The organism is Acinetobacter pseudolwoffii, from assembly GCF_002803605.1.
GTDB lineage: Bacteria > Pseudomonadota > Gammaproteobacteria > Pseudomonadales > Moraxellaceae > Acinetobacter > Acinetobacter pseudolwoffii.
In genome coordinates this window covers 112,792-126,716 of record NZ_PHRG01000001.1, presented here as the reverse complement: position 1 = coordinate 126,716, position 13,925 = coordinate 112,792, and the positions used below count along the sequence as shown (strand labels likewise).

Sequence of the window (13,925 nt, the reverse complement as noted above, 5' to 3'; positions counted from 1 at the left end):
CATTTTAATTTGGTTTAGTTTAGTCGAGAGAGTGTAAAAGTACCTTCGCCACTTACAGTAAATGTTAGTGTATTGGTACCAATAGTGCCTGATAAACCTAAATGTGCATTGGTATCAGAGAGGCCTGCACAACCATTTGTATCGATAGCGATAGCATTAACAAATAATTTACCATTTTGAAGCTGGTAGGTACCATATTCGATACCTGGTCCACCACAAGGTGTTTCCCCAGCTTCAACTTGATCATCTCCTACAGCATCAATTAGGGTATAGGTATTATCCGTTTTGAAAACAAATAATTGTTTACCTGAGCTTGAACTCCACGCACCTATAATTCCTGAGTTATGACGAGGAAATTTAGTAAAAGTTGCACTTTCATTTGGATTTTGGGCTTCTGAAATTTTTAATTCAGTGCCATTCAATGATATTTTCATATCACGTGTAACACCGAAATCCGTTAAACCCCAATCTTCATTCGTGTCTATTGAGGATTGAGCCCGTAAGTCTCCAGACAATGCATCAATAGATAATTCACCGTATTCCATGCCATTGGCGCTATCTGATGGTGCACTGAAAATCGGTTCACCAAGCATATATTTTCCGTCTTTGGTGATTTGCAGTACAACTTCTGACTCTTCATTCTTCGCATACCAAACACCGGCAAGATCTTTGAGCAGTGCTTGGTTAAAGTTATCTTTTGCTGTTTCCGCTGTAACGACCTGTTTAGTTTCAAAACCGACTATGCTTGCAAGGACAGGTTGAAAGCTTTCAATAAACTCTGTTGTCGGTTTGGAAAAATCAATAGAATTGGCAGTGAGTTGAGGCATTGAATCTGGAATTTGGATTCCATCGTCATGCACACCATTAGAATCTAAAGATTGTAAGAAAATGAGCATATTAGTACGTGTCGTTTCGTCCTCAGCTAACTCGACTGGAGTAATACGTTCAGATCCAGTGACAGTTCCAAGGTCGATATTACCGATAGAGAAGGTAATTTCATCACCTTCTTGATATTCAAATTCTCCCTGTGCGTTTGTCGTTTTAGATATACCATTAATGGTATAAGTTGCACCTTCAACAGGGCCATCGGTTAGGACACCTATTTGAGTTGTTGTGGATGGGGGAATGTTAGACGAATCATTATCCGAACCGCCGCAGGCACTAAGTAACCCCGCTAAAGCAATACAAAGTAAAGTTTTTTTCATTAGAATCTTCCTGAAATTTATAATGTGGATTCAGTATAAAAAGACCCTCATATTTGCCATATCCCAAAATTAGGAGGTTAAGATCTTTTTAATGTATGAATCCTTTAAATTGGAAAGAAATTCCTATTTATATGGGGAAGCAATCTGAACTATCCGTAAATTGATGTATGAGATAAGTTGAAGGTGGCAAAAATAATCAACTATTCATTTAAAAATTCTAATTATACAAATATAGATTAATTGTTTATTTATTGATCATAGAGCACTATCTATATTTGCCGAGGTTGCTAAAATTCGCGCAATTTTGAATAGAATTGGTGCGTGACGTGTTTGAGAAGTTAGCAGAACAAAGCCTGAACCTGATGGGTTGGGAAATTGATAACCATTGGCCCCTAGATTTAGACCAATGTGTCATGATTGCTGCTCCTCATACCAGTAATTGGGATGCACTGTATGCGCGACTGGCCTTAAAAGCATTGGGCGTAAATGTTCGCTTAACCATTAAAGACAGTTACATGAAATTGCCATTTGGGCCTTTTGTGCGTGCTATGGGCGGTATCGGGATTGATCGCCGTCCTAAACAGCCGGGTGAGCCGCGTCCGAGCATGGTACAGGTGATGACGGATTTATTTAAGACCCATCCCAAACTGGTCATGCTGGTCACACCAGAAGCAACGCGTGCCAAACAGGAACAGTGGAAGACCGGTTTTTATCATGTTGCCATCAATGCGGGTGTGCCGATTGCTTTGGCTTATATGGACTATGCCAAGAAAAAAACTGGTGTAGGTAAAATTGTTTATCCGACAGGGGATTATGAAAAAGATATGGCGGAAATCATGGCATTTTATGCAGATATTCAGCCAAAATTCCCTGAATGTTTCAGTGTCGATCAGCGTTATTATCAGAATTAAAATTGCATTGTAAAAAAAGCAGGGTATTTTACCTGCTTTTTTTATTGCCTAAGAATTAAGAATATCAGACAAATACTACTTAGTTTTCAGAAGCGGGTAAAATTCCACCGAGGCTTTGACAGGCACTTTTATACAGCTCATATTGCTGTTGCACAACTTCCGATAAGGGAATATCAAATAACTTTTCACCTTGGTGATAATGCTCGATATACGCTTCGGCCTTGGATTTTGTGCTATAGAGCGAATGCTGATAATAATCGGTCATGCTGGTATGCGACATCTGTGACATCTCGATCTGGGAGCACTGGAAATTTTGCAGCAGCTGTTCCGATTTTTTCAGATCGCTAGACATACAACCTGCCAGCAATAAGGTACTGAGCAATGTCGTGATAAATTTCATAGAAAATAGACAAAAGGTTTTATGGGAACACCGTATTGTAGAAGTAAAATCCGGTCACAAAACCTTTTTAATCTACCAGATGGTCAAAAAATAGAACAATAGAATCTAAAAATCCCGGTCTATTCTCTGGTCAGTTAACCTTTAACCAGGCCACCATCCACAATCAGGTTTTGTCCGGTTACTGCACGTGAATAAGGCGATAAAAACATCAGGATTGCAGCAGAAAACTCCTCCGGTGTTATCACGCGGCGTAAAGGAGTTGATTGAGCAATCAGATCAAAAACAAAGTCTGGTGTGGCTTTACTGGCATCTGTGGTTTGTAACAGGCCGCCAGAGAGCATATTGACATTAATACCATATTGTCCCAAATCCTGCGCCGTAGTGCGGGTAAAGGCCAGTAAAGCCGCTTTTGCTGCGGTATAGTCATGATAGGGAACCACCGGATTTTGCACCAAGTTTGTGCCGATATTGACGATCCGGCCAAAACCCGCATGCTTCATATCGTCCAGTGCGGCTTGCGTGGTATTGAGGGCGGCCTGTACTGCACCACTGAATTGACGCGACATGGTCTCCCAAGTTAAATCTTCAACCTTAGGACGATCATCCCCATTAAATTCAAACTGAATCAGCGCATTATTGACGACCGCATGAATCGCTTCCCCGAAATGCTTTTTTGCAGCAGCAAATAAAGTCCGTACCTGATCAGCCTGAGTGACATCGGCCTGATAAATAAAGACCTGCTCGGGATACTGCTGCGCAAGCTGTTCGGCGGTTTGCTGACTGCTATGATAATTGACGACGACGCGAGCACCTTCTGCCAATAGGGCTTGAGTAATCGCCAAACCCAAGCCACGTGCTCCGCCGGTAACGAGAACAATCTGATCACGAATCTGCATAATGATGATCTATATTACGAAATATTGGCTCTAACATAGCAGTTATGTCAGCGGATTCAAGCTTGGGGCAAAGTAAATCAACTCTGCATGAGATTGGGCTTAAATGAATTGGGACGCTATAAGAAAACAGCCGGCGCTGAACAGCAAACTCAAAATAATACGTTTAAACAGCAGTTCAGAAATTTTATAGAAGAGTTTTGCCCCTAAAATGGCCGGAATACTGACAAAAACTATTAACACTGCCATATAGGGTAAATGACTTTGATCGATCATACCTTGCCATAGATAGGTACCGAGTGCGAAGACCTGAACTGCAAAATTAAAATGCCTCAAGATATAGCGTTGCTGGGCTTTCGGGAGTTGTTTCAACATCACCCATGCTGAAGGGACAGCTCCGCAGAAACCACCGAGTCCACCTAATATTCCACCCATCAATCCGATACTACTGTCGGCTATTTTTCCCGAGCGCTGAATGGTTTTGATTTGTGGATTGAGCAGCATCAGCGGAGACCAGAGCACCAGAAAAATGCCCAAAACCAATTTAAATGTATCAGCTTGGATGATGTGCAGCAGGTAAGTGCCGAGCGGTACGCCAATCAGACCAGCCACTAAATAAGGCAGTAGCCACTGTTTAGATAATATTGGGGGCTTCTGTTCCTGCGTCAGTGAAATTAAATGACTCCAGATGGAAGCAAATACCAGCAAGGGCGCTGCCAGTTGCGGAGCCAATACCCAGACCCAGAATGACATGGCAATCAGGGCAAAGGCAAAACCGGTCAGCCCCTGTACGAAACCAGCGACCATTGCACCAAGAATAAATAACAGCCAGGTCATAAAGGTCAGGTCAGAAGGAAAGGCAGCAGTATTCTAAAGATCAGGGCAAAAGCCAAGCTTTTAGTTAGCTGTATTTATGCAAACTAAAGTTCAAATGTGCGTAAAATATTAAAACGAAAATAAGGAATGAGTTTTTTATTCCTGCATAAAAAATGCATAAATCACTACAACAGAGCAACAATGAGTTCGTTTAGTCTCCATGAACTCGCCTGATACTGATAGGGTGCAGTAAAGAGATTAGGGACATGATTAAAAAAGCGATTTTACTTTCTGTATTGGCAGTGTCATTAACTGGTTGTGTGGTTGATCCATGGGATGATGGTTCTCGTGATCACCGGGATCGCAACGGACATTATGATCGAGACCACAAGGATCGTGACTGGAAAAATCGGGAGCATAGAGATCATCGGGATTGGAAGCGTGACAGAGGTGACAACCGTGATTGGCGCCGTGATCGTGACTAAAATGATTCTCGCATCTTTCAGTTTGACTATTATTGACAAAAAAGGATTCCACCGCGGAATCCTTTTTTAATGGGTCTTAATTGTAACTTTATTTAAGAAACACTTTTTTGATAAAGCCCTGCACGCACTGTGCCGGCTTTGGTATTTTTAATGAGTCGCCATGACGCTGGTAATTTAAGCAACTGTAGATCACGGTCTGCTTCCACATAAATATAAGCATTATTTTTCACCAGATGATCCGCCTGTAATGCCAGCTCTTCCCATAAGTTCAGGCTATACGGTGGATCGAGAAAAACCAGATCAAATTGTGTTTGCAGGCTGGTTAACGCTTGCTGCGCCGTTGCTATTTTCAATTGGGCGCGTGCTTTGGTGACTTGTAATAGTTCAAGATTCTGGGTCAGGAATTGTGCCTGAGTACGATCTGGTTCAATCATGACGACTGAGGCCGCACCACGCGATAAGGCTTCAAAAGCCAAGGCACCAGATCCTGCACAAATGTCCAAAACCTGTGCATTTTGTACGTCCCACATAAGCCAGTTAAACAGGGTTTCGCGTACTCGATCAGGCGTCGGGCGTAAACCCTCAATACTGGCAAAAGGTAGTTGACGACGTTTCCAGTCACCCCCAATAATTCGAAGTTGGTTTTTCATTTTAGTCTCGTTCTACCGGTGTGGGAGCAGGAGGTGCTACAGCTGGAGCAGCTGCATTTGCAGATGGATTGGTGGCAGGATCTGGTGGCTGAATATTGGCTGGAGCTACAGTTGCTGCATCTTGACTCAACATGCCTGCACCACTTGGCAATTCAGCAGGCTTGATTCCGGCTGTCATCAGACCACCACTGAGCTGATGACCTTGCGGGCGTACCGGCTTCTTATCTTTATGCAGCAACCAGTAATCAAAAATCGGACGAGCCAGCACAGTGGCTGCACTACCGCCACGACCATTTTCCAGAATGACCGCAATCGCAATTTCAGGATTTTCAGCAGGTGCAAAACCGACAAACAGGCCATGATCCAGCTGACGGTCGGTCAATAAGGATTCATTATAACGCTTGCCTTGAGCAATACTCTTCACCTGAGCTGTACCAGTTTTACCTGCAATGGAATATTGTAAGCCACTTTTGATGCCTCGGCCTGTACCAGATTGAATCACGTCGACCATGGCATCACGCATCTTGATCCAGTCTTCTTCCTGACCATTAAAATCGATTTTGCCGTGGGTACCATTATGTACCTTGAACGTTTTGGCACCGCGACTTTCACGTAACACATGCGGAATGACTTTATTGCCATGGTTGGCGGTAATGGCCGTTGCCATGGCCAGTTGTAACGGCGTTGAAGTGAAAGCCCCCTGACCGATACTCACCGAAATAGTTTCACCTCGTAACCATTTGGCGTTACGGGTACGCATCTTCCATTCCGGGTTCGGGTACAGTCCTGAGCTTTCACTTGGTAAATCCACGCCGGTTTTTTCACCAAAACCAAACTGACGCATCCAGGTGTTCATTTTCTCAATGCCCATGCGGTAGGACATGACATAGAAATAAGTATCACAAGAAACGACCTGAGCTTTGTGCATGTTGACTGCGCCATGCCCGGATTTTTTATGGTCACGGAAGCGGTGACTATCGCCCGGCAGACTGAAATAGCCCGGATCAGAAATAGTGGTATCCCAGTCCACCAGACCATAATGCAGGCCGCCCAATGCAAACATCGGTTTAATGGTTGAACCAGGAGGATAAACCCCTTGCACGGCGCGGTTGTATAAAGGTTGATCCAGATTATCACGCAGATCACTATAATCTTTATGACTGATACCGGTCACAAACAGATTTGGATTGAAACTTGGGCTGGAAACCAGCGCCAGAATTTCCCCAGTTTTCGGATTCATCGCCACAATCGCACCACGGCGTCCAGCCAGTTGCTCTGAAGCCACCACCTGCAAACCATAATCCAGTGACAAGAACAGATCATTACCGCGCACCGGATCCTTACGGCCCAAATGCCGTAGCACATTACCAAAAGCATCCGCTTCTACCGATTCATTTCCTGGCACCCCATGCAGAAGTTCTTCATAGGATTTTTCTACCCCAATTTTCCCGATCAGGTTGGTCCCGGCATACAGATCCTTGTCAATGGCTTTGAGTTCTTTGTCATTAATCCGGCCCACATAACCAATCACATGGGCAAACAGATCGCCATGCGGATAATAGCGGGTCATCTGGGTTTCAATATTCACGCCCGGAAACTGATATTTGACCTCGCTAAAACGGGCAATATCATTTTCATTCAGGTTGAGCTTGATCGAAACCCGTTCGGTTCTACGTGCTGTTTTGATCCGGCTTTGGAAGCGTTCAATATCTTCTTCAGTCAGCTCCAGAATAGGCTTCAGACGTTCCAAAGTCTGGTCAATATCCTGCACATCGGCGCGGCTTAAAGTTGCGGTAAAAACCGGGTAGTTATCGGCCAGCAATACGCCGTTACGGTCATAAATATAACCGCGCGCTGGAGGCAGAGGTTGCAGACGAATCCGGTTTTGGTCAGAAGCGGTACTGAAGGTCTCGAAATTAAAGAGTTGTAAATAGGCATAGCGGCTAACCAGCAGCAGCATAAAAAAGATGACTATTCCAACAGAAATCCATACTCGACTACGATAGATGCGCTTTTCTTGTTGTGCATTTTTTAAAGGAAAGTGCTGCTTCATACGCGATCGACTTGAGACCTGAGGAAAGGAGGAAAGAATCAAAGTGGAATATTCTAACGCAACTGGACTTGATTTGATAATGAAAAACTGCCATTACGATCAGTTCCTTTAAGCTTTGACTTTGCAGACATGAAAATTGTAAAGTGCTGTATATAAGAGTTGTGATAATTCTGATACAGTAAAATCGAATAAAAATAGGACTATACCAAAAACTATAATTAAGGAAGATGGTGAAGGAATGAACAAGGTTTACCCTTTGTTGGCGTTTGCATTGTGGGCGAACGGGGCCTATGCACATGATCAAATCAATAATACTGCAGATAAAGTAGAAGCTACTCAGGCAAAAGCCTTTAATGTTGGGGCTGGTTTTACCCGGAAGCTGGTACATTTAAATACTGAATGGGTTAATCCTTATGGGATTGCTTATGTGAAAGGTGGGGTTTTTCTGGATGATGATCGAACGATAGGGGGACAAGTAGGCTTTCGTTATCCTGCACATCTGACCGGCAAGGATAAAAATGGGTATTATATCGGAGGCTATGCGGGTCATATTGAAAGCAAACGCGTCGACAATGAATACAAGGCCCGCTTAGGTGCTGGAATTGATTTGGCCTATGTTTTGTTGAGTTCAGAGCGAATCAGCAGTTTTAGTGTCGGCATTGGTGCCGGAGAGAAATTTGAAGATCGAAATGGTCGTGTGGTGGCCGAAACTGAACCGCGACTACAATTTTCCTATACTTTAAGTATCGGTTTATAGACAAAATATTTGACCTTATAAATATGTGTATTCTGTGAACAAAAAATTAAATATGGAACTTATGCATGCTTGAGTACGTCAACGAATTGTGGCAAACCTTTGTGAATCGCCCGGATTTTTGGGCCGTGCTCAGCATTATTCCGGTGACCGCATTTGTAACGTGGGCTCACGTCTGGATGGCACTGAAAATGGTGTTTTATCCGATCAATTTTTGGGGTGTCCATCTCGGTCCTGTACCTGTCGGCTGGCAGGGGATCGTGCCACGCAAAGCTGGCCGTATTTCAGGCATTATTACCGATAACACTTTGTCTAAACTAGGTTCCATCCGCGAATTTTTAGAGGCCATGGATCCAGATGATATGGCACGGATCATTGGTGAACAGGTCGGTTTCGAACTGGAACATCTGATTGATGAAGTGATGATGGATCGTAATGCAGTCCTTTGGGAAAACCTGCCTTTTGCCATCAAACGCAGAATTTATGCACAGGCACAAAAACAAATGCCGGCAATTTTGCGTGAATTGGTGACCGAGCTGACCATGAACGTCGAGTCACTTGTCGATATGCGTGAAATGGTGGTCAGCCAGATGGAAGGTGACCGTCGGTTAATGGTGCGCATGTTTCTGAAAGTGGGCCAAAAAGAAATCAATTTTATTTGGCATATCAGTGCACTCATCGGCATGTTCTTTGGTATTTTCCAGATGATTGTCTGGTTCGTGGTGCCTTGGCACTGGACTGTCCCGTTCTGGGCTGCCATCTGGGGCTTTTTGACCAACTGGATTGCAATCTGGATGGTATTCAACCCGCTCTATCCGCACCCGGTAAAGTACCCGCAATTCTTTAGCCGTACCACAAGTCGCAAGTTTCCATGGATTAAACCTGTCATTCCGCGTATTGGCACCTATAACATACAAGGCGCATTTATGAAACGTCAGGATGAAGTCTCTGATGTTTTCGCAAGTGTAGTCACAGAAGATCTGATTACGTTAAAATCGATCATGACCGAGATGATGTATGGCGGGAAAAAAGACAAAACCCGCCGCATTGTCAAACGTCATATTAATGAAATTATGGAAACACCCCTGGTTCGGACCTCTTTACAGCTGTCTTTAGGGCCAAAAGAGTATGCAAAACTCAAGACGGACTTGATCGATCGCTCGATTGAAATTACGATGGTGCCTGTATGCGACCCAGCATTTAATGCGAGCCGTGCACAGAAAATCTATCAAATGTTTAGAGACCGCATACGCGAGTTGACTCCGAAGGAGTTTCAGAATCTTTTACGTCCTGCATTTCAGGAAGATGAATGGATTCTGATTTTATTGGGTGGGGTAACCGGTTTTGTCGCGGGTTTAATCCATTTGTTTGTGGCTTTCTTATAATGAGATGCCGGGGGACACAATCGGGCGATTGTGGTCGTGGCGTCATACATATTGTTTAAATGAGGATGTTTATATATGCGCATTATCTTACTCGGACCACCTGGAGCAGGTAAAGGTACACAAGCTCAGTTGATCTGTAAGCGCTACAATATCCCACAAATTTCAACCGGTGATATGCTCCGTGCTGCAATTCGTGAAGGAACTGAATTAGGTCTACAAGCTAAAAGTGTCATGGACAATGGCGGTTTGGTTTCTGATGAGTTGATCATTGGTCTGGTCAAAGAGCGTATTGCGCAACCTGATTGTGTAAATGGCTGTATTTTTGATGGTTTCCCGCGTACCATTCCTCAAGCAGAAGCTTTAGAAAACGAAGGTATCAACATCGATCACGTGATTGAAATCGATGTTCCAGATGAAGAGATCGTACAACGTCTTTCTGGCCGTCGTCAGCACCCGGCATCTGGCCGTGTGTATCACATCGTTTACAACCCGCCAAAAGTGGAAGGTAAAGATGACGAAACGGGTGAAGATCTGGTTCAGCGTCCAGATGATCTGGAAGCGACAATTCGTAAGCGTTTAGGTTCTTACCATACTGAAACTGAGCAACTGGTGGGCTTCTATCAGGGCCGTGCAGCATCAGGTGAAAATGCACCGACTTACAACAAGTTAAACGGTCTGCGTCCAATCGATCAGGTTCAGACTGAGCTTTTCGCGATTCTGGATCAAGCAAAATAATCGGCTAACGATGATTTTGACAATCGAAGAGCCCTAAGTCATATTAGGGCTCTTTTTTATTGCGTATTTGAACAGGTGCTGTGGCTATGAAATTTGGCGTGTTGGTGTTAATGATTATATTTCTGGCAGTGTTGGTGGGTCTGTTCTATATGAGTTTTAAAATACTGAATAAAGTACGTCAGGAAGAACGTGCAGAAAATGCAGCCAAGCATCCACAACGCCAGTTGCACCCGAAATTGCAGGCGGAGCTTGAACAGCGCAAAAAAGAACAGGAACAGGCTGAACACGATCAGAATAAATAATTCGGCATGCTTCAGTGGAAGCTGAGTCCAGTTTTAAATAAAAGCGGTATGCTGAAAATTGTAGAAAAGGTGAGGTATTGATCACCTTTTTTTCGGTCTTAGTTTAGTTCTGCAATTCTATTCAGAAATAGCGATATTCTTCACTGCAATTGCGCGTGCTGCACCAAATTCAAAACGATCAGGCCAGTTACACACATCGGCGACCACACATTCATGACATTTCGGTTTACGGGCCATACAGCAATAACGGCCATGTAAAATCAGCCAGTGATGAGAATCAATGATAAATTCTTTCGGAATCACTTTGACCAGTCGATGCTCAACTTCAAGCACATTTTTACCTGTAGCCAGCCCGGTACGGTTACCAACCCGGAAAATATGTGTATCCACCGCCATGGTCGGTTGACCAAAGGCAGTATTCAGCACCACATTGGCCGTTTTCCGTCCCACACCCGGCAAGGCTTCCAGATCCGCACGATTATCCGGTACCACGCTGTTGTGCTTCTGAATCAGCATCTCACAGGCTTTAATTACGTTGACTGCTTTTGAGTTATATAAACCAATGGTCTTGATATATTCCTTTAAACCATCCACACCGAGCGCATAAATCGCTTCCGGTGTATTGGCGACTGGAAACAGTTTGTCCGTGGCCTTATTCACGCTGACATCGGTGGCTTGGGCAGAGAGCGTTACTGCCACCAGTAATTCAAAGGGATTGGCATAATTCAGTTCGGTTTTCGGATTGGGGCGCTGTTCACGCAGGCGTTCAAAAAAGGTCTGAATCTGTTTTTTGGTCATGTTTTTTACAGGTTTTGTGCTCGCAGTGGTCATGTACTTATCCCTGTAAGGTCTGTAATTTTTCAGCTAATTCTGTCAGTTGCAGGCGTTTGCTGGCATCTTCACGAACCGAAAGCTGTTTTTCCAGCTTTTTAATTTGGGTGCGTAGTTTTGCCAGTTCAATCGTGGTTTTAGAATCTAGCGTAATCGGAGTATTCGCCGGCTTATTCACAACTTCAATCACAGGAAGCTGCTCATTTAAAGCAGAGAACTGGGCAAACAGGGCAGTATTGATTTCTGCACGGACGACTGGGCCCTTACGGTCAGTACGGCGTTTTTCTTCACGCTGGATATGCGCATAATAGCGCTGACGTAAATCGTCCTGTTCAGCAATACGCTGTGCTTCAGTCGGCAAAGGCTGTGGGTCTTCGACCAGATCGATACAGTCAACCGGACACGGTGGAATGCACAGTTCGCAACCAGTACACAAATCGGTCAGAATGGTATGCATCAGTTTGCCGGCGCCAATAATCGCATCGACCGGGCAGGCGCTAATACATTTGGTACAGCCAATACATTCATCTTCACGAATTACGGCTTTGATGCGCTGCGGGCGACCGTCGGCTTGAATGGGCCAGACACTTTCTTCTGCCACAAGTTCAGGACGATTTAATAATGCAGCCAAAGCATCGGCAACAGGCTGTCCGCCTGGTACACATTTATTGGCATTTTCACCCTCAGCAATCGACTGGGCATAAGGTAAACATCCGTCACGATGACCACAGAGTCCACATTGGGTTTGAGGGAGTAAAGCATCAATCGATTGGACCAGAGAAGTTGGCGAATTCATGAATAACCAGAGCTGCTCATGCTGAGCTTTGCAGTAAGTGAAACAAAATATGTCGAGTTATGCATTTTAACATATTTTTAAACTCCTAAGTCGTGCGCAATTAAAGGTCAAGTTATGCTTTATTATTAAGCATAAATCTGAATCTAAGCCTTGATTCAATTGGCATTTCCTAACATAGAAAAAATATTCATAATCAATATAAATATTTGTTATCAAATTAATTTTAAAGTATTTTCAAAAAAAGTATTGTAGATTAGTTACAAAAGATATTTAATATTTTGCGCCAAAATTTAACATTGATTGTAAATTTGACCAATTTTGATCCATTTTCTGCTGAGGATTAAGCGTTGAAATACAACACACTTAATGAGTTCCTAGATTACGTAAAATCACGTGATGCACACCAACCAGAATTTCTTCAAGCTGTCGAAGAAGTGATGACCAGTTTGTGGCCATTCATTCAAAAGAATCCACAATACGCAGCACATGGTTTGCTAGAACGTCTAGTTGAGCCAGAACGTGCGATCCAGTTCCGAGTTTCTTGGGTAGATGACCAAGGTCAAACTCAGGTAAACCGTGCGTTCCGCGTACAATACAACTCAGCGATCGGTCCATTTAAAGGTGGTATGCGTTTCCACCCTTCAGTGAATCTTTCAATCCTAAAATTCTTAGGCTTTGAGCAAACATTTAAAAATGCTTTAACCACACTTCCTATGGGTGGTGGTAAAGGCGGTTCTGATTTTGACCCTAAAGGCAAATCAGAAGGCGAAATCATGCGTTTCTGCCAAGCTTTAATGATCGAGCTATATCGTCACCTGGGTGCGAACACAGATATCCCTGCAGGTGATATTGGTGTGGGCGGTCGTGAAGTGGGCTATATGGCCGGCATGATGAAAAAATTAAGTAACGACACTGCATGTGTATTCACCGGTAAAGGTTTAACCTTCGGTGGTTCATTGGCGCGTCCGGAAGCAACGGGTTACGGTACTGTGTATTTCGCTGAGGAAATGCTCAAGTCTCGTGGCGAAAGCTTCAAAGACAAAGTTGTCGCAATTTCAGGTTCTGGTAACGTTGCGCAATATGCTGCTGACAAAGCGTTGTATCTGGGCGCGAAAGTGGTTTCACTTTCTGACTCTGCGGGTACGGTTCACGTCAAAGACGGTTTCACTGAAGCATTGCTTGCTGAAGTGATGGAACTTAAAAACGTAAAACGGGGTCGTATTTCAGAATTTGCCTCTAAACATGGTTTTGAATATCTGGAAGGACAACGTCCTTGGGGTATTCCATGTGATATCGCACTGCCATGCGCGACTCAAAACGAACTGGATGCGGAGGATGCTGAAAAGCTTCTCGCAAATGGCGTGATCTGTGTCGCTGAAGGTGCAAACATGCCTTCAACCTTGGCTGCTGTAGAGAAATTCATTGAAGCGAAAACGCTTTATGCGCCAGGTAAAGCATCAAATGCAGGTGGTGTTGCCACTTCTGGTCTGGAAATGTCGCAAAATGCATTGCGTTTAGGCTGGACCTTTGAGGAAGTTGATGAGCGTTTACATGCGATCATGAAAGAAATTCACCGTAACTGCGTAAAATTCGGTACCAAAGAAGACGGTACTGTGAACTATGTAGACGGTGCCAACATTGCAGGCTTCGTAAAAGTGGCTGATGCAATGCTTGCTCAAGGCGTATTCTAAGTCTGATTGAGTGTCGCT

General features: G+C 44.0%; 15 protein-coding genes. 7 read left to right on the top strand and 8 right to left on the bottom strand.

Going from position 1 to position 13,925, the window contains the following annotated elements; all coding sequences use genetic code 11:
- Nucleotides 1-14: 14 nt before the first annotated feature.
- Nucleotides 15-1,205: a hypothetical protein gene (locus CWI32_RS00635; RefSeq protein WP_100534401.1), complete on the bottom strand. Its 1,191-nt coding sequence runs from the start codon at nt 1,203-1,205 to the stop codon at nt 15-17.
- A 362-nt stretch (nt 1,206-1,567) separates the two neighbouring features.
- On the opposite strand from CWI32_RS00635, the gene CWI32_RS00630 reads away from it, so the two are divergent.
- Nucleotides 1,568-2,116 carry a 1-acyl-sn-glycerol-3-phosphate acyltransferase gene (locus tag CWI32_RS00630; RefSeq protein ID WP_171304324.1) on the top strand — a complete coding sequence of 183 codons (549 nt, stop codon included), beginning with the start codon at nt 1,568-1,570 and terminating at the stop codon, nt 2,114-2,116.
- Between the two features lie 79 nt (nt 2,117-2,195).
- Here CWI32_RS00630 and CWI32_RS00625 read toward each other — a convergent pair whose 3' ends face one another.
- From CWI32_RS00625 to CWI32_RS00615, 3 genes are all read right to left on the bottom strand, one after another.
- The gene (locus CWI32_RS00625; protein ID WP_005096317.1) at nt 2,196-2,516 is read right to left on the bottom strand and encodes a hypothetical protein; all 321 of its coding nucleotides are present in this window, start codon (nt 2,514-2,516) and stop codon (nt 2,196-2,198) included.
- 134 nt (nt 2,517-2,650) lie between these two features.
- On the bottom strand, nt 2,651-3,412 hold the full coding sequence (locus tag CWI32_RS00620; RefSeq protein ID WP_100534400.1) for a 3-oxoacyl-ACP reductase: 762 nt from the start codon (nt 3,410-3,412) through the stop codon (nt 2,651-2,653).
- 99 nt (nt 3,413-3,511) lie between these two features.
- Nucleotides 3,512-4,246 (bottom strand): sulfite exporter TauE/SafE family protein, encoded by a 735-nt coding sequence (locus CWI32_RS00615; protein WP_005171912.1) that lies wholly within the window; start codon nt 4,244-4,246, stop codon nt 3,512-3,514.
- A gap of 245 nt (nt 4,247-4,491) precedes the next feature.
- Between CWI32_RS00615 and CWI32_RS00610 the strand changes: the two genes are divergently transcribed.
- Nucleotides 4,492-4,710: a hypothetical protein gene (locus CWI32_RS00610; RefSeq protein WP_005171910.1), complete on the top strand. Its 219-nt coding sequence runs from the start codon at nt 4,492-4,494 to the stop codon at nt 4,708-4,710.
- Nucleotides 4,711-4,802: 92 nt separating this feature from the next.
- On the opposite strand, the gene rsmD is transcribed toward CWI32_RS00610, so the two are convergent.
- Entirely contained in the window at nt 4,803-5,360 is a 558-nt protein-coding gene (rsmD, locus tag CWI32_RS00605; RefSeq protein ID WP_005096323.1) for a 16S rRNA (guanine(966)-N(2))-methyltransferase RsmD, read from the bottom strand.
- Nucleotide 5,361: 1 nt separating this feature from the next.
- Nucleotides 5,362-7,413: a penicillin-binding protein 2 gene (gene mrdA, locus CWI32_RS00600; protein ID WP_005171906.1), complete on the bottom strand. Its 2,052-nt coding sequence runs from the start codon at nt 7,411-7,413 to the stop codon at nt 5,362-5,364.
- 238 nt (nt 7,414-7,651) lie between these two features.
- Here mrdA and CWI32_RS00595 point away from each other — a divergent pair, with 238 nt between their 5' ends.
- From CWI32_RS00595 to CWI32_RS00580, 4 genes are all read left to right on the top strand, one after another.
- Nucleotides 7,652-8,170 carry a hypothetical protein gene (locus CWI32_RS00595; protein WP_100534399.1) on the top strand — a complete coding sequence of 173 codons (519 nt, stop codon included), beginning with the start codon at nt 7,652-7,654 and terminating at the stop codon, nt 8,168-8,170.
- Nucleotides 8,171-8,235: 65 nt separating this feature from the next.
- Nucleotides 8,236-9,552 carry a DUF445 domain-containing protein gene (locus CWI32_RS00590; protein WP_005096327.1) on the top strand — a complete coding sequence of 439 codons (1,317 nt, stop codon included), beginning with the start codon at nt 8,236-8,238 and terminating at the stop codon, nt 9,550-9,552.
- Between the two features lie 75 nt (nt 9,553-9,627).
- Entirely contained in the window at nt 9,628-10,287 is a 660-nt protein-coding gene (gene adk / locus CWI32_RS00585) for an adenylate kinase (protein WP_005096329.1), read from the top strand.
- 86 nt (nt 10,288-10,373) lie between these two features.
- Complete coding sequence (locus CWI32_RS00580; protein WP_100534398.1) at nt 10,374-10,589, top strand: hypothetical protein; 216 nt, start codon at nt 10,374-10,376, stop codon at nt 10,587-10,589.
- A 117-nt stretch (nt 10,590-10,706) separates the two neighbouring features.
- On the opposite strand, the gene nth is transcribed toward CWI32_RS00580, so the two are convergent.
- Nucleotides 10,707-11,420, bottom strand: a complete 714-nt coding sequence (gene nth / locus CWI32_RS00575) for an endonuclease III (RefSeq protein WP_100534397.1) — start codon at nt 11,418-11,420, stop codon at nt 10,707-10,709.
- Nucleotides 11,421-11,424: 4 nt separating this feature from the next.
- Entirely contained in the window at nt 11,425-12,216 is a 792-nt protein-coding gene (locus tag CWI32_RS00570) for an RnfABCDGE type electron transport complex subunit B (RefSeq protein ID WP_100534396.1), read from the bottom strand.
- A gap of 347 nt (nt 12,217-12,563) precedes the next feature.
- Here CWI32_RS00570 and gdhA point away from each other — a divergent pair, with 347 nt between their 5' ends.
- The gene (gene gdhA / locus CWI32_RS00565; RefSeq protein WP_074383062.1) at nt 12,564-13,907 is read left to right on the top strand and encodes an NADP-specific glutamate dehydrogenase; all 1,344 of its coding nucleotides are present in this window, start codon (nt 12,564-12,566) and stop codon (nt 13,905-13,907) included.
- The last annotated feature ends 18 nt before the right edge of the window (nt 13,908-13,925 follow it).